The sequence below is a fragment of the Corynebacterium sp. HMSC04H06 genome (assembly GCF_001815935.1).
Classification (GTDB): Bacteria; Actinomycetota; Actinomycetes; order Mycobacteriales; family Mycobacteriaceae; genus Corynebacterium.
The window spans coordinates 2163-20777 of sequence record NZ_KV823405.1 but is presented as its reverse complement, the minus strand read 5'-3'; the positions used below and the strand labels follow the sequence as shown (position 1 = coordinate 20777).

Below are 18615 nucleotides of genomic sequence, written 5' to 3'. Positions count from 1 at the left end.
TGCCCAGCCCTAACTAGCGCGGTAGCTGGCGGGGCACGACCTTGCCGGTGGCGTTGCGCGGCAGCAGGTCCAGGAAGTGGACGTCGCGGGGCACGGAATGATCGGCCAGGTTGGCGCGCACGAACTCGCGGATCTTGTCGGCGGTCAGTTCTTTGCCGGCGGGGGAGTCCTCCGGCACCACCCAGACGGCCACGCGGGCGAAGGTCTCCGGATCGTCGACGCCGGCGGAATGCAGCTCGCGGATGCCGTCCATGGTCTCGAGGACCTCGGTGACGGACTGGGGGTGGACGTTCTCGCCGCCCACGATGATCATATCGTCGGCGCGGCCGACCACGTGCAGGTTGCCGTCGGCATCGATACGCCCCAAGTCCCCGATGGAGATGAGCCCCTGGGCCCGCTTGGACTGGATGGTGGGGTTGGTGTAGCCGATCAGGGCGGTCGAGTTGGTCAGGTAGATTTCGCCCACCTCGCCGCGGGGGACCTCATGGCCGTCGCGGTCCAGGATGCGCAGGCGGGTGCCGGAGGCGACCTGGCCGCCGATGGTGGGATCGGCGGCGATCTGTTCGGCGGTGGCGGTGGCGGCTAGGGCCAGCTCGGTGGAACCGTAGATGTTGCACAGGATGGGGCCGAAGCGGTCGATGGTCCGCTGCACGATGGACGGGCTCAGGGCGTGCCCGGAGGAGGCGATGAAGCGCAGGGAGGAAGCATCGTAAGCGCCGTCGGGGTCGGCCTCGACCATGCGCAGGTAGAACACGGGGGAGGACAGTAGCCCGTCGAGGCGGTAGCGCTGGATGTCGCGCAGGCAGGCGACCGGATCGAAGACGCGGCGGGTGACGATGGTGTTGCGGGCGGCCAGCGCGATGTTCAGACAGGCCCAGCCCCAGGTGTGGAAGATGGAGGCGGTCAGCTGGACGCGCTGATCGGCGCGCCAGGGCATGGTCGACATGATGGAGGCCACCACCACCGGTAGGGTGGGCTCGTTGCGGATGATGCCCTTCGGGATGCCCGTGGTGCCCGAGGACATCAGCACGATGTGGCCGTGGCGCGGCAGGACGGGCAGGCGTAGGTGATCGACGCGCTCCGGGTGGCGGACAATGTCGGCCAGGCGCGGCCAGCGCCCCGCCTTGTCCGCCTGCCCCGACTCGTGGGCGATGATGACGTGGGTGGTCTCATTGACGCCGGCGGGCAGGCGATCGACGAATTCGTCGTCCATGACCAGGACGTTGATGCGGTTCTCGGCGATGACCCCGGCCAGCTGCTCGGCCGAGGAGCCGATGTTGAGCAGAAAGATGCTGCCGCCGGCCAGACCCTTCGCGCCCAGCGGGATGATGATGCCGCGCCCGTTGCGGGCCATCACCCCCAGGCGGATCTCGTCCAGGTTGAGAGAGAGTAGGTGGCGGGCGAAGGTGCGGGCCTGGTCGCGCAGCTGGCGGTAGGTCAGGGTGCCGTCGTCGTCGATGAGCGCCAGCCGGTCGGGGCAGGCGCGGGCGCCCTGCTCGAGCTCGCGGGCCGTGGTGAAGCGGTAGCGGGCCAGGATTCCCGGGGTGGCCGCGGCGGCGCGCACCCCTCCGGCGGGGCTAACGATGCCGGTGCGCACCAGGCTGGCAGCCAGCCGCGCGAGCGCCCGGGAATGGAAGGACAGGGAGTGGGCCGCCGAGGAAAAAGACATAAACACCAATCTAAAAGCTACGGGTCTAAAAGCTGCGGGGTGACATCCGGTATATCGCCGCGGGGGTGGCCCGGCGCTACCCGCTGGTAATGCCGGGGGCGTGTGAAGCGATTTATAAGTACCGGTCGTTGTGGCTGTCAATATAGTGTACTTTTGTAGGGGAATGTAGCGGAGAAAGGAAGCTCGTGTCTGTCGAACTACTGAAAAAGCCTGTTCTAGCCGTTTTTGTTTCTGTCTTTAGTTTGTTGGCGGCGCTGCTGGCCGCCCCCGCCCCGCAGGCCCAGGCCGCCGAGCGCAACCTGGTCGCCTTCGGTGACTCGGTGCTGGCGGATCCGGACATGGGGACCTACCTGCGCGACCGCATCGGCGGCGTCTTTGACCAGCGCCCGCTGGGGGTTGACTGCCCGAAGGGCAACAACTACGCGGCCCGCACCGGCGCCAAGCTGGGCCTGCCGGTGCGTGACTTCTCCTGCTCCGGGGCGGCCTCCATGTCCCCGGGCCCGCAGATTTCCGCGCAGATCGACACCGCCATCGCCCGCGGGGCGCTGAACCCGTCGACGGCGCGCGTCGTCTACGCCACCGGCTTCAACGACACTTACAACAACGCGAACCTGAACCAGGCCCAGATCCGGGACAAGTTCGTCCGCTTCAACCGCCCGCTCATCGACCGCATCCGCGCCGCCGCTCCCAACGCCCGCATCCAGATCGTGGGCTACCCGACCATCGGCGACGGGATCCACTACTGCCTGATCCACGCCGGTTCCTCCTGGGACCGCACCCCGCTGCCGCAGGTCGCCGACTTTGAGAACAAGGCCCAGTGGATGCAGGTCGACCTGGCCCGCGCGACCGGCACCGAGTTCATCGACATGAAGCCGTCCACCCGCGGCGCCGGCATGTGCGGATCGGACGGCAACCGCAAGTGGGCCGGCCTGGTGGACTTCAACGCGGGCGACGGCAATCTGCCGCTGCACGTCAACGCCCGCGGCCACGAGCACATCGCGAACGTGTTGGCGGCGTCGTAGTCGCGCCCAAGTTCTCTGCTCCCGTTCTTCTGCGGCAGTTCTTCTGTGGCCGTTCCCGGGAGGAGGAACGGGCTCTTAAACCCCTGGTTGCCACGGTAATTGGGGGTTGTTTTCATTAGCTGCCGGGTAATGAAAACATGGGTAGGCTCGCGGGTATGAGCGAGAAGAATGAACAGATTGTATCTGGTGTAATCGCCCCTTCTCAGGGCGCGGAAGTCGAGAAGGTCAACATTGTCATTCCGGCCCCGGGCCCGAATGACGTTGTCGTCAAGATCCAGGCCTGCGGCGTCTGCCACACGGACCTGGCCTACCGCAACGGCGACATCGAAGACGCCTACCCCTTCCTGCTGGGGCACGAGGCGGCCGGCATCGTCGAGACGGTCGGCGAGGACGTCACCCACGTCGCCGAGGGCGACTTCGTGGTCCTGAATTGGCGCGCCGTGTGCGGCGAGTGCCGGGCCTGCAAGAAGGGCGAGCCGAAGTACTGCTTCGACACCTTCAACGCCTCCCGGGCCATGACCCTGGAGGACGGCACCGAGCTGACCCCGGCCCTGGGCATCGGCGCCTTCGCCGAGAAGACCCTGGTCCACGAGGGCCAGTGCACTAAGGTTGACCCGGACGAGGATCCGGCCGCCGCCGGCCTGCTGGGCTGCGGCATCATGGCCGGCCTCGGTGCGGCCGTCAATACCGGCGAGGTCCAGCTGGGCGAGTCGGTCGCCGTCTTCGGCTGCGGCGGCGTGGGCACCGCGGCGGTGGCCGGCGCCAAGCTGGCCGGGGCCGCCAAGATCATTGCGGTCGACCTGGACCAGTCCAAGCTGGACGTGGCCCGCGAATTCGGTGCCACCGACACCATCTGCTCCGCCGGCAGGGAGGAGCAGGAGGTCATCGACGCCGTCCGCGAGCTCACTGAGGGCTTTGGCGTCGACGTGGCTATCGATGCCGTGGGCATCCAGCCCACCTGGCGCCAGGCCTTCTACTCCCGCGATCACGCCGGCCGCCTGGTCATGGTGGGCGTGCCCAACCTGACCGACCACGTCGACGTGCCGGCCATCGATCTCTACGGCCGGGGCGGGTCCATCCGCCCGGCGTGGTACGGCGACTGCCTGCCGGAGCGCGACTTCCCGGCCTACGTCTCGCTGCACCGCAACGGCCAGTTCCCGCTGGACAAGTTCGTCTCCGAGCGGATCGCCCTGGACGACGTCGAGCGCGCCTTCGGCACCATGCAGGAGGGCAAGGTCCTGCGTTCGGTCGTCGAGCTGTAACCAAGGAGGCTAAACACATGCGAATTGAAAATCTGGTGACTTCCGGCAAGTTCTGCCTCGACGGCGGCTGCTGGGACGTCGACAACAACGTCTACGTGCTGTCGGTCGGCGACGCCGTCGTGGTGGTCGACCCCTCCCACGATCTGGACGCGATTGCGGACCAGGTGGGCGACCGCGCGGTGTGCGCCATCCTGCTCACCCACGCCCACAACGACCACTGCGAGCTGGCCCCGCGGGCGGCCCGCCGCTTCAACGCCCCGGTCTACCTGCACCCGGACGACGACGTGCTGTGGCAGGAGTCGAACGGCAACGCCCCCTACCTCCACCTCTACGACGGGCAGCGCTTCCTGCTCGAGGGCGAGGAGATTCGGGTGCTGCACACGCCGGGTCACTCCCCGGGCTGCGTGGTGCTCTACCTGCCGGGCGAGGAGACCCTGCTGTCCGGCGACACCCTCTTCTCGGGTGGGCCGGGGGCCACGGGGCGCAAGTACTCCGACTTCGACGTCATCGTGGAGTCCCTGCGCGACGTCGTGTTCTTCCTGCCGGCCGAGACCCGGGTGCTGCCCGGGCACGGTGATGCCACCACGGTCGGGGCCGAGGCCGACCGCATCGACGAGTACGTGCGCCGCGGCTACTAAGGACCGCTAGCTGCTTCGGGGAGGGCCGGGCTGGGTTTTACCCGGCCGGGGCCGGGGTGCGGGCGGCCTTGATGCCCACCGCTGCGGCCGCCAGGCCGCTGACGGCGCAGGCCACCCACGCGTCGGGGACGTGGTCGGCCAGGCGTGCGACCCATTCCTGCGCGGCGAAGGCCTCTTCGGTGCCCACCGGGCTGGGCAGCAGGATCGTGCCGTGGGAGAAGATAAACAGCACCCCGATGCCCACGAACAGGGCCCCGGCCAGGACTGACAACGAATTGGTGCGGATGGGCCCCAGCTGCAGGGGGCGCCCCCGCAGCCAGGGCCGGCGGCCCAGATCGAAGCGATCCCAGGCGGCGGCCAGAACGAACAGGGGGATGGTCATGCCGAGGGCGTAAGAGAGCATCGTTAGCGCCCCGTAGCCCAAGGAACCGCTGACGGCGGCCGTGGTGAGGACCGCGCCCAACAGGGGCCCGGCGCAGAACCCGGCGAAGCCGTAGACACAGCCCAGCAGGAAAACGCTCACGTAGCCGTCGCCGCGGACCCGCTGGCTGAGCCTGCCCAGCCCCGGGATGGTGAAGCCGCCGCCCAGGGCGATAAAGAACCCGAGGACCACCATGGCGGCCCCGCCGGCGGTGATGACTGCCTCGCGGTGCTGGTTAAACAGGCCGCCGATGCCGCCCAACCCCGTACCCACCGGCACCAGCACGGCCGCCAGCCCGCAGAAAAACACCCCGGTCCGGGCCACCAGCTGGGTCACCGACCGGAAGGCGTAGGCGAAAAAGGCCGGCAGCAGCAGCGCAGAGCACGGGCTCAGCAGGGACAGGACCCCGGCCAGGAGGGAACCGAGCAGGCCAATTTCCAACATGCGGTGCGTCTTTCTCCTTCTTCCTATTTGAAACGGATCTGTGCTGATCTAAGCGGATCTCAGCGGGCCTAAGCGCCCAGCGCGCTGCCGAGACCGAGCCCAAAGAAAAACCCGGTGCAGGCCAGCAGGGCGATAAACAACCAGATGAGCCAGTGGACCTTACGCATCCCGGGACAGCTCCTCCTCGATGACCTGGCGGAAGACGTCCTCGGGCTGGGCCCCGGAGACGAACTGGCTGCCCACCACGAAGGAGGGGGTGCCGGTGATGCCCAGGCTGGCCGCGTAATCGCGGGCGTCCTCGACGACCTGGGTGTAGGTGTCGTCGCCGGCCTCCTGGCGGAAGCGTTCGATGTCCTCGATGCCGGCTTCCTCGGCGAAGCGCACGTAGTCTTCCATGCCGAAGTTGGGGTGGCCGTCCACGTCGGCGCTGGCGGCGAAGGCCGCCTTCTGGAACTCCGCGAACTTGCCCTGGGCGGCCGCAGCCCGGCCGGCCTTCGCCCCGTCGATGGCGTGGGGGCCGTTGACTGGGAAGTCATTCCACTCGATGCGCACCAGGCCCTTATCGACGTAATCCGCGATGAGGGCGGGCGCGGTCTGGTTGTGGAAGCGGGAGCAGAAGGGGCATTCGAAGTCGGAGAACTCGGAGATGACCACGGGGGCATCGACGGCGCCGCGGGCGAAGGGATCGTTGTCGGCCCGGCGGTGAACCTTGTCGATGTCCTCGTTGGAGGAGATGGTGCCGGCAGGCCCGTACAGCTTGGGATCGCCGTTGGGTTCGTCGAAGTTGGTGCCCGGGGCGGCCGGGGTGGCTGGGGCGGCCTGGGCCGACTCGCCTGACTTGTCGTCTGATTGGTCGCCTGCTGGCTGGCTGTGGCTGGCGGCCCCGCTGCTGGCGGCATCGTCGGCGCCGTTGCTGTCGGCGACCAGGAAGCCGATGACGACGGCCAGCACCACGATGACGGCGGTGAGTACCCACACGACGGCGGGGACGTCGCGGAGGGCGGAGGGGCGCTTCTGTCCCACCAGGGGTTGGTCGTACATTGAGCTATCGGGCACGGGGCCTCCTCCGTCTAGAGTCGTGGGCTGCAAGCATGACAAGATGCAGCGGGAATAAAACCTGCGTCCCGGCCAGTCTAGCCCGGGCGGCGCGGTGCCGGGTCGTGCGGTGCGGCTAGTCCTCGGCCGCGGCGCGCAGGTAGGCCCCGTAGCCCGACTTGTCGAGGCCGGCGGCCAGGCGCAGCAGCTGTTCCCGGTCGATGAAGCCCTCGCGGAAGGCGGCTACCTCGGGAGATCCCAGGACGGTGCCGGTGCGCTTCTGGATGACCTCGACGTAGGCGGAGGCCTCGCTCATCGAATCCACGGTGCCGGTGTCCAGCCATACGTCGCCGCGCCGCATGCGCTTGACCGAGAGCTCCCCGCGGCGTAGGTATTCCTCGTTGACGGCGGTGATTTCCAGCTCCCCGCGGGCCGAGGGCTGAATGGACCGGGCGATCTCGCAGACCTGGTTGTCGTAGAAGTACAGGCCGACGACGGCGTGGCTGGACTTCGGGTGCTCCGGCTTCTCCTCGATGCTGATGGCCCGCCCGTCGGGGGAGAACTCGACCACGCCGTAGCGCTGGGGATCAGAGACCTCGTAGGCGAAGATGACGCCCCCGTGCGGGGATCGGCACTCGGGCAGTGCGCTGCTGAAGCCGTGGCCGTCGAAGATGTTATCGCCCAAAACGAGGGCGACGTCGTCGCCGCCGATGAACTCCTCGCCGATGATGAAGGCCTGCGCCAGGCCCTCGGGGCGAGGCTGGACTGCGTAGGAGAGCATGAGGCCCAGCTGGGATCCGTCGCCTAACAGGCGCTGGAAGGAGGCGGAATCTTCCGGGGTGGTGATGATGAGGATCTCCCGGATGCCCGCCTGGATCAGGGTGGACAGCGGGTAGTAGACCATCGGCTTGTCGTAGATCGGCATGAGCTGCTTAGAGATCCCCTGGGTGATGGGGTAGAGCCGCGTGCCGGAACCGCCGGCCAGGATGATGCCTTTCATGCTTTAAAAGTCTAGCTTTCCGCTTCCCGGGCGGCCGGGTACAACGCCAGGTAGAGGGCCAGGGCGGCCCGCCAGTTCTGGGGCCGGAAACCGGTGGCCTCCAGCTTGCTCAGATCGAGGGTCGACTCGGTCGGGCGCGGGGCCGCGCCGGGCTGGGCGAAGTGATCGGTGGTGGTCGGGTGGACCTCGGCCGGATCGTGTCCGATGCCGATGAAGGTGGCCATCGCCAGCTCGTCCCGCCCGACGGTGTCGCCCGTGTTGGTGACGTTGTAGACGCCGTACTCGGCCCCGGAGTCCAGCAGGTGCTTGATGGCCTTGGCCAGGTCCTCGGCGAAGGTGGGGCGGCCGCGCTGATCGGCGACCACCTCGGGCTCCACCCCGCGCAGGGCGAGGCCGCGCATGGCCTCGACGAAGTTGTTGCCGTCGCCGAAGACCCAGCTGGTGCGCACCACGTAGTGGCGGGCGGTGGCCTGGGCGGCGGCATCGCCAGCCGCCTTCGATGCCCCATACACGCTCAGCGGGCTCACTTCCTCCTGCTCGGAGTGGACCTTCTCGGTGCCGTCGAAGATATAGTCGCTGCTGACGTGCACCAGGGTCAGGTTGTGGGCGCTAGCGATGCCGGCCAGCCGCGCCACCGCCTGCGCGTTGACGGCCCAGGCGGTCGCGCGATCGCGCTCGGCCCCGTCGACGTTGTTGTAGGCGGCGCAGTTGATGATCGCGGAATAGTCGCGCCAGCGGCGGGCCTCGGCGAGGTGGGGGTCGGTGATGTCGAGATCGGCCCGGGTGGCGAACTCGGCGTGGGGCAGGATCCGCTGGAGGGCGCGCCCGAGCTGCCCGTCGGCGCCGGTGACCAGGACCTTGCGCGGGGGCATCGGGGTAGCCTCGGCAAGTTGCGGGTGGGCCGCGTCCTTGTCGGAGATCTCGGTCGGCTCCAGCGGCCAGTCCACCAGGTCGAGGTTGACGGCCGGGTAAGACGCCTCCGAGGACCAGTGATCGTTGACCAGGTAGGAATAGGCGGTCGGCTCCAGGGCCTGGAAGCCGTTGGCCACCCCGCGGGGGACGAAGACGGCCGTGCCGGGGCCAATCTCGGTGGTGACCAACTCGCCGTAGGTCTCGGATCCTTCCCGCAGATCGCACCAGGCCCCGAAGACCTTGCCGTAGGCGACAGAGACCAGCTTGTCCCAGGGCTCGGCGTGCAGGCCGCGGGTCACCCCGGCGGACGCATTGAAGGACACGTTGTTTTGGACCGGCGCGAAGTCGGGGAGGCCGGCCGCCACCATCTTCTCCCGCTGCCAGTTCTCCTTGAACCAGCCCCGGTCATCCCCGTGGACGTCCAAGTCCACAATGAGGAGCCCCTCGATGCCCGTGGTGCGAATGTCCATTCTGTCCTTCCGTGGTTCCTGGTTGTTAAGTCTGGTTTTGGGTCTGGTTGTTAGGTCTGCTTGTTAGACCAGGTTGCTAGACCTGGCCGATCCTACTGTCCCTGCCGGGCGTAGCCGGCCTCGACGTCCTGCTTGCTGGCCTCCCACCAGTAGCGGTTGTTGGCGTACCACGCGATGGTGTCTTCCAGGCCGGCTCGCAGATCCGTGAACCGCGGGGCCCAGCCCAACTCGGTGCGCAGCTTGGTCGCGTCCATGGCGTAGCGCTGGTCGTGCCCGGGGCGGTCCGCCACGTGGTCGAAGCCGTTGGCCCCCATCAACTCGCAGATGGTTTCCATGACCTGCAGGTTGCTGGTGTCGGGTTGGTCGGCGCCGATGTTGTAGGTCTCGCCCAGCCGGCCGCGTTCCAGGATGTCGATCACGGCCCGGTTGTGGTCGTCGACGTGGATCCAGTCGCGCACCTGCTCCCCGGTGCCGTACAGCTTCGGGCGCAGGCCGGACAGGATGTTCGTGATCTGGCGGGGAATGAACTTCTCGATGTGCTGGTAGGGGCCGTAATTGTTTGAGCAGTTCGACACCGTCACGGGCAGGTCGAAGGACCGCGCCCAGGCGCGCACCAGGTGATCGGATCCCGCCTTCGATGCCGAGTACGGCGACGATGGCTGATACGCCGTCGATTCTGTAAAGCGCGTGTCGGCCCCAATCGCCAGATCGCCAAAGACCTCGTCGGTAGAAACGTGGTGGAAACGGGTCCCGCGGGCGCGGGCGGCCTCCAGCAGGGTAAAAGTACCCACCAGGTTGGTCTGGATGAACGGCGACGGGTCGCGCAGGGAGTTGTCGTTATGGGATTCGGCCGCAAAGTGGACCACCGCGTCAACGTTCCGCACGAGCTGGTTGACCAGTTCCGCGTCCGTGATGTCGCCTTGGACGAAGGAGCAGCGGTCGCCCTCCCGATCGGCTATGTTGGCGCGGTTTCCCGCGTAGGTCAGCTTGTCGAGGACCACCACCGAGTAGTCGGTTTCCGCTAGGGTCAGCCGGACGAAATTGGAACCGATGAAGCCGGCCCCGCCGGTCACGAGCAATGTAGACATAATGGTCACCATCCTACTTCAGTGGTTGCCTCGGAGCCTGCCACCGCAATCTCCCACCACGAGCAGACCAGTAGACCCAAGCAGACCAGTAGACCCAAGCTGCCCCGAACAGCCCCAAGCAGCCCCGGATAGTGCCGGACAGCTCCGGGCAGCCCCGGGTAGCCTCAAGAGCCCCAAGATCCCAGGCGCGCGTGAATCCCCGCCAAGACACACGGGCGTGCCCTTGGCAGGGGAGGGTGAACAGGGACAACATCTTAACTAAACAACGGAGCCTGGCTGTGCGGGTCTGGCGGGGGAGCCTCGCCGCCTGAGGCGGAACCGGCACGGGGGCCAGGACTGGTGCCAGTGGGTGGCGCACCCCGGTGGCGGACCTTATGACCGCATGATTGCTGGGCCGCGGGCGATTCGTTGAACCGCAGCGGTTGCCCCGGCCCGGCCCGGTGGCCGGTACGCCTGGTCTCGGGGGACCTGTCGGCGTGGCCCATGTTGTTGGCGCCATTCCGGAAGTCGTTGTTGTCCACGTGGTGGCGTCGGCACCGGAGCGTGAGGTTGGAGATATCGGTGTCTCCTCCCAGGGCCCAGGCGATGACGTGGTGGACGTCGCAGTCAACCCAGGCCCGATTGCAGTCCGGGTGGGTGCACACCAGTTCGGAGGCGGCCAGGGCAATCTTTTGCCAGAGGCTTGCCGTGCGCTTGTTGCGCGCCAACTCGAGCGGGAAGCCGTGGGGGTCGAGGACGCAGAGGAAGTCGTGCTCGGCGAGCCCCATCCGGAGAAGGTCGAGCGGGCTGACCGAGATTCCCGCGGTCGTCGGGAATCGGCTCTCGCCGGTCATATTCTCAAGGTCATCCATGGTGAGAGTGACCAGAAGGCCCGCGGCGCCGCCCGTGGACTGGTCCTTGGAGGACAGGTAACGGCGGCAGATGTAGCGCAGGTGGTCCACGTTGCGCTCCTGGAAAGTACGCTTGTCCTCCTGGTCCAGCCCGCTTTCCTTCAAAGCGGCGTTGTCTGCGTTGCGTGCGTTCGCCAGAGCGCTCTTGACGAGCGCGGCGGTGGCGGGGTCCAGGTAGCCACGGACGTGCACGCCGCCGTCGGCATCCGGGTTGGATAGGGCTAGCCGGCGCTTCTTGTAGGCGGCATCCTTGTCCTTGGTACCTTCCGGGGTACGGGCGGCCAGGTTGGCGTTCTTAATTTGCTTGCGCAACCAGTCCCGCAGCGTGTGCAGCGAGGTGTCCTTTGCCTTCTCCAGAGCCTGCTCGCGCAGCTGCTTGTGGCCCGGGGTGGCGTGCCGGTTGAGGTGCTTGAGTTCCGATTCAATCATCGCGAGCACCTTGGCGCTAGTGGTCTGGCCGTCCTCCAGGAGGCGCTTGCGGCGACGCTCCTCCGCTTCCTTTTCCGCCTGTGCCCGGCGCTGCGCTTCCGCGTCGGCAGCCTGCTGGCGGGCGCGCTCCCCATCGCTGACAGCCTGGACATCGTCGGGCAGGGGAGTCGGTTCCGGAGTGGGCGCGGCTTCGTCGAGGGGGCTGAACAGATCACGGCCGGTCTCGAGCCGATCGCGCGCGGTGGCAAAATCCAGGCCGAGGCGCGCCATGAGGTAGTCGATGGCCTTGGATGAGCCGACCTGGCGGCCAGCGTCTTCGCGTTCAGCGAGGAAGGCGAAGGCGCCATCGATGACGGTCTTGTTGTTGAAGGCGTATTCGAAGGCTTCGAAGCCGCGGTGAAGACGTCCAAAGGACAGGTCTTCGGGATTCTTCATCAGGGAGCGTAACCGCTCCATGGAGCCAGAGACTTCTTTGAGTGTTGCTAGGATTTCGTCGTGCTGGACAGTCATGGCGGTCACCCCCCTAAGGAACCGTCGTGTAGAACCTTTATTCGCTTACGTGTTCTAGTGTATCGAAGAAAAAGCCCGTGTCAACAGCAAAAAAGAAAATATGTTCGAATTTGTTAAAGTGCCTGTTCGACAGAGCTGGCTTAGTTTAAGGTGCAACTAAAATAGGTAGCCAACCCAGCCAAACACGGCCCTCTAAGGCCCGGCCAATCACGACCCAAAGACCCAGCCGTACAAAGCCCAATCAACCAGCCCCCAGCAGCACCAACTACTTCGGGAACCGCGGCAACTCCCGCTCGTTCAGCCACTGATTCCAGAGGCCCTCCACGTCCGCAACAGAAACCCCGGAAGCATCCTTCACAGCCCCCGTTAGAGCTTCCCAGAAGTCCTGCGCAACCACGTTTCCGTGCAGGTTATCGGCGAGGTAGGAGCGGACGAGGGGGAAGAAGGTGGCATCGCCAAGCAGGCGCCGCAGGGAGTGGATGAACAGGGCGCCGCGCTTGTAGACGCGGTCGTCGAACATGTCGCGGGTCCCGGGGTCGGCCAGCAGGAGGTCGTGGGGCTTGCGGGAGAGGACCGAGTAGTGGGAGTGGGCGGCATCGTGGGCCGTGGACTGGCCGGCGTGCTCGCCCCAGAGCCACTCGCAGTAGCAGGCGAAACCCTCGTTGAGCCAGATGTCCTGCCAGCGGCTAAGGCCCACCGCGTTGCCGAACCACTGGTGGGAAAGCTCGTGGAAGATGAGCCGTTCGAAGGCGTGGTCGCCGCGCACGTGGTTGGAGCCAAAGATGGAAATGCCCTGCGCCTCCAGCGGGATTTCTAGCTGGTCTTCGGTGACGACCACGCGGTAGTCGGGGAAGGGGTACGGCCCGAAGGTCTCGGCCAAGAAATCGAGCATCTCCTGCTGGCGCCCGAATTCCTCAGCCACCTGTCCGCGCAGGTTCGCCGGCGCGTAGGCCACGGCGTTGGGGCCCAGGGGGAACTCGCTGAACTCGCCCACCTGCACCGTCGCCAGGTAGGTAGCCATAGGCTTATCGATGCGGTAGTGCCACACCGTCCGTGACGATCCCGCCGTGGCCTTGTCGACCAGCGTGCCGTTAGCGACGACGGTGAAGGGATTGTCGGCCGTGATGGCAAGGTCGAAGGTGGCCTTCTGGCTCGGGTGGTCGTCACACGGGAACCAGCTCGGCGCCCCGTTGGGCTGGCTGGCGACCAGGGAACCGGACTCGGTCTCCTCCCAACCGATTTCACCCCAGGGGCTGACGATGGGCCGCGGGTTGCCGCCGTAGCGGATAGCCAGCGTGATTTCTGCTCCCGATGCCACCGGCTCCGCGAACGAAATTCGCAGCTTGCCGCCCGAGGTCTTAAAGCGGGCCACCCTTGGGCCCGCAGGGCAGCTGACGCGACGTACCGCCATCGCGGGGCCTAGGTCGAGCTGCAGGGCCTCCAGGTCTTCCTCGCCTACCTCGATGGTTAGCGTGGCCTGCGCAGACAGCAGGTTGGGCTCGACCTTGTAGTCCAGCTCCAGCTGGTAGTGGCGCACCCGAAACCCCAGGTTGTAGTCAACCTTGGTGTACGGGTCCCGGGTGGCGTTAGAGGCAGACCCTGCGCCAACAACAGCACCAGAGCCCGCAAGAGCACCAGAACCAGCAGGAGAACCAGAAACAGCAGAAAGGGCGGTAGAAGAAAGCATCATGATAGATGCTAATTCTACCGCCCTTGCAGGAAGCCTCAGGAGCCAGTCCGAAAACCGGCCTTACAGCTCGCGCTTAGAACACCGCATTAGTTGTAGAAGGCCTGCCAGAAGGTGGCCCAGGACTTCTCCAGGTCCTCGCGCCAGCCGGTCCAGTTGTGGACGCCGGCGTTGCGGAGGTTGTAGGTTGCCGGGATCTTCTGGGAGTCCAGCTTGGCCTTGAGGTTGTGGGTGCAATGGTTGACGCCGGCCTCGATGACGCCGCCCTCGACTTGGTTGACGGCGGAGCCGACGGCGGCCTCAGCCTGGCTAGCGCCCTTGGACTGCAGGTAGCTCGGCATGGCGGTCTCATCAGCCAGGCCGGAACCGGAGGAGATGTAGAGCTTGGCGCCGCGCAGCTTCTCCGAGTTCATCAGGGCGTCGTTGTAGCGGTTATTTGCGGAGCCCTGGCGGCCCCACATCTGCTCCGGCTGGCCGCCGCCCCGGTTGACGGTCAAGCGCAGGAACTCGTATTCCATCGGGTAAGCGGTGGCGGCGCAGCCGGCGAAGGAGCCGACGGCGTCGTAGAAGCCCTGGTTGTGCTGGGCCAGCAGCAGCGAGGAAGTCGCGGACATGGACATGCCGGCGATGGCGCGCTTGTTGTTGGTCTGCAGGCGGGACTCGATGGAGCCCGGCAGCTCCTTGGTCAGGAAGGTCTCCCACTTCTGCGGGCCCTGCAGGTATTTGCCGTTCGGGGTCTGCTCCCAGTCGGTGTAGTAGGAGAAGGCGCCGGCCTGCGGGATGACGACGTTGACCTTCTTGTCGGCGTAGAAGTCGACGGTCTGCGCCTTGGATAGCCAGTCCGCGTCCTGCTCGGCGCTGCCGGCACCGTTGAGCAGGTAGATGGTGGGGCGGTTGGGTTCGCCCGCCGGGATGACGGCCAGCGGAATCTGGCGGCCGTCCATGGCCGGAGAGCTAGCCTGCAGCTTGAGTACCCGGTCGTCGTCCTTGTACTGCTTGTACCACTTGGAGTTCGCGACGGCGTCGGTGACCTGCAGGTCGCTCACCTCCGAGGCCGGGGCGCCGCCGTTGACGTCGGCCGGGGTCAGGGTGGCTGCGGTGGCCGCCGGGACGGCGGTGGCCGTGGCAGCCAGGGCTGCAGTGGCCAGGAGGGTACTTAGTCGCTTCATGCTAGCGCTCTCTTTCTGGTTATGTTCTTAGTGTTTTAATTCTCGCCGAAGGCCCGCTCGAAGGTCGGCCAGGACTCGCTGATGTCCTTGATCCAGCCCGGCCAGGAGTGGGTACCGGTGTTGCGGAAGTTCCAGTCCGCCGGGATGGACAGGGAGTCCATCTTGGCCTTCAGGTCGTGGGTGCAGGCGTTCATGGCCGCCTCGATGACGCCGCCCTCGATGGTGAGGGTGGAGGACCCTGCCAGGGCGGTCGACAGGTCGGCGCCCTGGTTCATCAGGTGGGAGACGGTGTCTTCCTTGCCCACCAGGCCGGAGTTGGCGGACACGTAGATCTCGTGGCCGCGGAGCTTCTCGGCGTTAGCCAGGCCGTCGTAGCGGCGGTTCTCGGCAGAGCCGCGGGCGCCCCAGATCTGCTCCGGGGTGGCGCCGCCGCGGTTGACGGTCAGGCCGACGAACTGGTGCGGCAGCACCGTCGAGGTGGCGGCGCAGCCCGAGAAGGAACCGACCGTGTCGTAGAGGTCCGGGTGCTGCTGTGCGAGCACCAGCGCGGAGGTCGCGGACATGGACATGCCGGCGATGCCGCGCTTGCCGTTGCCGTTGATGGTCTGCTCCAGCGCGCCCGGTAGCTCCTGGGTCAGGAAGGTCTCCCACTTCTGCGGGCCCTTCAGGTACTTGCTGTTGGGATCCTTCTGCCAGTCAAAGTAGTAGGAGAAGGCACCGGCCTGCGGGATGACCACGTTGATGCCCTTGTCGACGTAGAAGTCGACCATGTCCTGGGTGCCTTCTTTGGTCGGGTCGACATCCTTGCGGTAGGTCTGCTTGATCCACTCCATGTCCTGGTCCGCGCCGCCGGCGCCGTTGAGCAGGTACAAGGTCGGGCGGGCCTGATCGAAGTTGCCGTCCGGGGTTATGACCGCCAGCGGGATTTCGCGTCCGCCCATGGCCGGCGAGGTGGCGTTGAAGGCCTTGACGTGCTCGCGGTTGAAGGAGCTGGCCTGGGCGTAGGCCATCCACTGCTTGCCGCTGGCCATCTTGGACGGGCTGATGACGCGCTTGCCGTCAGTGTTGGTGGACCACGCCGGGGCGGTCTCCTGCGCCAGGTCGATTTCCGTGATGATGGACTTGCCGGCCCCGGCGGTCTCCGCCTCCTCAGTAGCGGCGTCGGACTGCGCGGATTCGGGAGCGTTCTCGTCGCCTAGGATGGCGTCGGCAACCTCCGGGTCGGCGGCCGGTTCTTCCAGGTCGGCAACAGCCTCCGGGGAGTCTGCGGCGGCCGGGCTTTCGACGGTCGGCTCGTCAGCCAGGGCCGGGGAGGCACAGAGGCCAAGGGCAAGGGCAGTGGCGGCGGTGGTGCCAACCAGCGGGCGAATAATCTTCATGAGGTTAACGCTTCCTGAGAGAGGGGCCCTTTTGCAAAGGGTAGAGAGAGTTTCCTGACTGGTTATCGTAGGCGAAAACAAAGTTGTTAGCAGCTGTCCGTTAGCTGAAATTTTTCAGTAAGGTCCAGCCTAAAACAAACAACTGTCGCTCACAGTGCGAATATAGCTTAGCAGCCGGACACGAAACAGGTGGTGCGCAAGTGAAAGGTGTGTCATAATCTAGGGGGTTTCCAGCTGCCGATGACGGCTAGCCGCCCGGAAGTTCCCCTCCGGCGTAACGCGAGCTGGGAATTTTTCGTTAAAACAACCGCACCGCTTAACCGCGTTCGCACTGTCTCTCCACCGTTTACAGAAGGGTTTTAAAAAATGAACGCTTTCGACACCATCTTGGTTCAGATCAACGAATTCCTGGGCGGCCTCGTCCACGCTGGTTCCTCCACCTCGTCCACCATCGCGTTGGCGCTGGGGATGTTCTAAAAACGGAGGTCCTAAAGATGTCCGCCCGGGAGGCAATCTCCCCGGATTCCCCGGGGCAATAACCCCGGCCAGACCCTTGTAACCGCGCTTTGTTTGCCCCTTTGGCAGACAGCGTGGCCAAAGTTACGTATCCTTGGGAACGTGACTAATGAACATTATGACGTTGTAGTACTCGGCGCGGGCCCTGGCGGCTACGTCGCCGCCATCCGCGCAGCCCAGCTCGGCAAAAAGGTAGCCGTGGTGGAGAAGCAGTACTGGGGCGGTATCTGCCTCAATGTCGGCTGCATCCCCTCCAAGGCGCTACTGAAGAATGCCGAGGTGGCTCACACCTTCAACCATGAGGCCAAGGACTTTGGTATCTCCGGTGAGGTCTCCTTCGATTATGGGGCAGCCCACAAGCGTTCCCGCAAGGTTTCTTCGGGCATCGTCAAGGGCGTGCACTACCTGATGAAGAAGAACAAGATCACCGAGGTCAACGGTCTGGGCTCCTTTAAGGACGCCAAGACGATTGAGATCACCGAGGGGGACGACAAGGGCAAGACCCTCACTTTCGACGACTGCATCATCGCCACCGGCTCCGTCGTTAAGTCCCTGCCGGGCGTTGAGATTGGGGGCAACATCGTCTCCTTCGAGGAGCAGATCCTCAAGGAAGACGCCCCGGAGTCCATGGTCATCGTGGGCGCCGGCGCCATCGGCATGGAGTTCGCTTACGTTCTGGCCAACTACGGCGTGGACGTGACCATCGTGGAATTCATGGACCGCGTCCTGCCGAACGAGGACAAGGACGCCTCCAAGGAGATCGCCAAGCAGTACAAGAAGCTGGGCGTGAACCTGAAGACCGGCTACAAGACCACCTCCATCAAGGACAACGGCGACGACGTGACCGTCGAGATCGAGTCCAAGGACGGTGCAAAGACCGAGACTCTGACCGTCGACCGCTGCATGGTCTCCATCGGCTTCGCCCCGCGCACCGAGGGCTACGGCCTGGAAAACACCGGTGTCGAGCTCACCGACCGCGGCGCCATCGCCATCGATGAGCGCATGCGCACCAACGTCGACGGCATCTACGCCATCGGCGACGTCACCGCCAAGCTGCAGCTGGCCCACGTGGCCGAGGCGCAGGGCGTGGTGGCTGCCGAGACCATTGCCGGCGCCGAGACTCAGGAGCTGGGCGACTACCAGATGATGCCGCGCGCGACCTTCTGCAACCCGCAGGTTGCTTCCTTCGGCTACACCGAGGAGGCCGCGAAGGAGAAGTTCCCGGACCGCGAGATTAAGGTCGCCAGCTTCCCGTTCTCCGCGAACGGCAAGGCCGCGGGCCTGAACGAGACCGCCGGCTTCGTCAAGCTGGTTGCCGACGCCGAGTTCGGCGAGCTGCTGGGCGGCCACATGGTCGGCGCTAACGTCTCGGAGCTCCTGCCGGAGCTGACCCTGGCGCAGCGCTTCGACCTGACCACCGAGGAGATTGGTCGCAACATCCATACGCACCCGACCCTGTCGGAGGCTATGAAGGAGGCTGCCGAGGGCATCGGCGGCCACATGATCAACCTCTAAGATGATCAGCCTCTAAGGAGCCTTCCTAAAGAGCCTGTCCGGATTCCCTGCCCCACCCGTTGGGGGAGGGAATTTTTGCGTTTTATAGACCGAGCGGTTCAAACTTTGTTAGTCTGCACTAGACCGCTTAGTTCACGGGGGGCGCCCAGGTCGGGCGCGCCGAATAACGCAAAGGACAAACGTATGAAGCTTCGCCGCATTATCGCAACCGCCACCGCCGTGGCCCTCGCCAGCACCGGGCTGGCGGCCTGCTCTAGCTCCGACGGGGAGGGCAAGGACCAGAAGATCGTCGTCGGTACCACCGATGCCGCGAAGAAGGCCTGGACCGCCTTCGAGGAGGTGGCCGAGGACAACGGCTTCAACATCGAGGTCGAGAACTTCGAGGATTATGCCACCCCGAACGTCGCGCTGGCGCAGAGCCAGAACGACATCAACAACTTCCAGACGCTGCGCTTCCTGGCGGAGTACAACGTGGGCAACGCCGAGGATCTCGTGCCGATCGTCTCCACGGAGATCGTGCCGCTCGCGTTGTTCTGGAAGGACCACGACTCCCTGGACG

General features: G+C 65.7%; 15 protein-coding genes. 5 read left to right on the top strand and 10 right to left on the bottom strand.

Annotated elements, in window-relative coordinates; all coding sequences use genetic code 11:
* Positions 1-13: 13 nt before the first annotated feature.
* Positions 14-1669 carry an AMP-binding protein gene (locus HMPREF3067_RS01515; RefSeq protein ID WP_070767981.1) on the bottom strand — a complete coding sequence of 552 codons (1656 nt, stop codon included), beginning with the start codon at positions 1667-1669 and terminating at the stop codon, positions 14-16.
* A gap of 185 nt (positions 1670-1854) precedes the next feature.
* Between HMPREF3067_RS01515 and HMPREF3067_RS01510 the strand changes: the two genes are divergently transcribed.
* The 3 genes from HMPREF3067_RS01510 (at position 1855) to HMPREF3067_RS01500 (ending at position 4591) form a co-directional block, all read left to right on the top strand.
* Positions 1855-2691 carry a GDSL-type esterase/lipase family protein gene (locus HMPREF3067_RS01510; protein WP_070767980.1) on the top strand — a complete coding sequence of 279 codons (837 nt, stop codon included), beginning with the start codon at positions 1855-1857 and terminating at the stop codon, positions 2689-2691.
* 155 nt (positions 2692-2846) lie between these two features.
* Positions 2847-3953 carry an S-(hydroxymethyl)mycothiol dehydrogenase gene (locus tag HMPREF3067_RS01505; RefSeq protein WP_070767979.1) on the top strand — a complete coding sequence of 369 codons (1107 nt, stop codon included), beginning with the start codon at positions 2847-2849 and terminating at the stop codon, positions 3951-3953.
* Between the two features lie 17 nt (positions 3954-3970).
* On the top strand, positions 3971-4591 hold the full coding sequence (locus HMPREF3067_RS01500) for an MBL fold metallo-hydrolase (protein ID WP_070767978.1): 621 nt from the start codon (positions 3971-3973) through the stop codon (positions 4589-4591).
* Between the two features lie 37 nt (positions 4592-4628).
* Here HMPREF3067_RS01500 and HMPREF3067_RS01495 read toward each other — a convergent pair whose 3' ends face one another.
* The 9 genes from HMPREF3067_RS01495 to HMPREF3067_RS01455 all read right to left on the bottom strand — a co-directional run bounded on the left by HMPREF3067_RS01495 (position 4629) and on the right by HMPREF3067_RS01455 (position 16025).
* Positions 4629-5456 (bottom strand): cytochrome c biogenesis CcdA family protein, encoded by an 828-nt coding sequence (locus tag HMPREF3067_RS01495; RefSeq protein ID WP_210400062.1) that lies wholly within the window; start codon positions 5454-5456, stop codon positions 4629-4631.
* Between the two features lie 159 nt (positions 5457-5615).
* Positions 5616-6512: a DsbA family protein gene (locus tag HMPREF3067_RS01490; protein ID WP_246819198.1), complete on the bottom strand. Its 897-nt coding sequence runs from the start codon at positions 6510-6512 to the stop codon at positions 5616-5618.
* A 115-nt stretch (positions 6513-6627) separates the two neighbouring features.
* On the bottom strand, positions 6628-7491 hold the full coding sequence (gene rfbA / locus HMPREF3067_RS01485) for a glucose-1-phosphate thymidylyltransferase RfbA (protein ID WP_070767976.1): 864 nt from the start codon (positions 7489-7491) through the stop codon (positions 6628-6630).
* 11 nt (positions 7492-7502) lie between these two features.
* Positions 7503-8873: a dTDP-4-dehydrorhamnose reductase gene (gene rfbD, locus HMPREF3067_RS01480; protein ID WP_070767975.1), complete on the bottom strand. Its 1371-nt coding sequence runs from the start codon at positions 8871-8873 to the stop codon at positions 7503-7505.
* A gap of 92 nt (positions 8874-8965) precedes the next feature.
* Positions 8966-9961: a dTDP-glucose 4,6-dehydratase gene (gene rfbB, locus HMPREF3067_RS01475; protein ID WP_070767988.1), complete on the bottom strand. Its 996-nt coding sequence runs from the start codon at positions 9959-9961 to the stop codon at positions 8966-8968.
* 254 nt (positions 9962-10215) lie between these two features.
* Positions 10216-11790 carry an HNH endonuclease signature motif containing protein gene (locus tag HMPREF3067_RS01470; protein WP_083319085.1) on the bottom strand — a complete coding sequence of 525 codons (1575 nt, stop codon included), beginning with the start codon at positions 11788-11790 and terminating at the stop codon, positions 10216-10218.
* A gap of 265 nt (positions 11791-12055) precedes the next feature.
* Positions 12056-13480 (bottom strand): M1 family metallopeptidase, encoded by a 1425-nt coding sequence (locus tag HMPREF3067_RS01465; RefSeq protein WP_246819197.1) that lies wholly within the window; start codon positions 13478-13480, stop codon positions 12056-12058.
* An 86-nt stretch (positions 13481-13566) separates the two neighbouring features.
* Positions 13567-14646, bottom strand: a complete 1080-nt coding sequence (locus HMPREF3067_RS01460) for an alpha/beta hydrolase (protein WP_070767973.1) — start codon at positions 14644-14646, stop codon at positions 13567-13569.
* 35 nt (positions 14647-14681) lie between these two features.
* Complete coding sequence (locus HMPREF3067_RS01455; RefSeq protein WP_070767972.1) at positions 14682-16025, bottom strand: alpha/beta hydrolase-fold protein; 1344 nt, start codon at positions 16023-16025, stop codon at positions 14682-14684.
* A 618-nt stretch (positions 16026-16643) separates the two neighbouring features.
* Here HMPREF3067_RS01455 and lpdA point away from each other — a divergent pair.
* Entirely contained in the window at positions 16644-18056 is a 1413-nt protein-coding gene (gene lpdA, locus HMPREF3067_RS01450) for a dihydrolipoyl dehydrogenase (protein WP_070767971.1), read from the top strand.
* 183 nt (positions 18057-18239) lie between these two features.
* Positions 18240-18615, top strand: a 376-nt coding sequence (locus HMPREF3067_RS11460; protein ID WP_246819196.1) for a MetQ/NlpA family ABC transporter substrate-binding protein, incomplete at its 3' end; no start/stop codon positions are given.

Coding starts and splice junctions, on each gene's coding strand:
- HMPREF3067_RS01515 (WP_070767981.1), bottom strand. CDS start 1,669: ATGTCTTTTTCCTCGGCGGCCCACTCCCTGTCCTTCCATTCCCGGGCG.
- HMPREF3067_RS01505 (WP_070767979.1), top strand. CDS start 2,847: ATGAGCGAGAAGAATGAACAGATTGTATCTGGTGTAATCGCCCCTTCT.
- HMPREF3067_RS01500 (WP_070767978.1), top strand. CDS start 3,971: ATGCGAATTGAAAATCTGGTGACTTCCGGCAAGTTCTGCCTCGACGGC.
- HMPREF3067_RS01495 (WP_210400062.1), bottom strand. CDS start 5,456: ATGTTGGAAATTGGCCTGCTCGGTTCCCTCCTGGCCGGGGTCCTGTCC.
- rfbA (WP_070767976.1), bottom strand. CDS start 7,491: ATGAAAGGCATCATCCTGGCCGGCGGTTCCGGCACGCGGCTCTACCCC.
- rfbD (WP_070767975.1), bottom strand. CDS start 8,873: ATGGACATTCGCACCACGGGCATCGAGGGGCTCCTCATTGTGGACTTG.
- rfbB (WP_070767988.1), bottom strand. CDS start 9,961: ATGTCTACATTGCTCGTGACCGGCGGGGCCGGCTTCATCGGTTCCAAT.
- HMPREF3067_RS01470 (WP_083319085.1), bottom strand. CDS start 11,790: ATGACTGTCCAGCACGACGAAATCCTAGCAACACTCAAAGAAGTCTCT.
- HMPREF3067_RS01465 (WP_246819197.1), bottom strand. CDS start 13,480: ATGATGCTTTCTTCTACCGCCCTTTCTGCTGTTTCTGGTTCTCCTGCT.
- HMPREF3067_RS01460 (WP_070767973.1), bottom strand. CDS start 14,646: ATGAAGCGACTAAGTACCCTCCTGGCCACTGCAGCCCTGGCTGCCACG.
- HMPREF3067_RS01455 (WP_070767972.1), bottom strand. CDS start 16,025: ATGAAGATTATTCGCCCGCTGGTTGGCACCACCGCCGCCACTGCCCTT.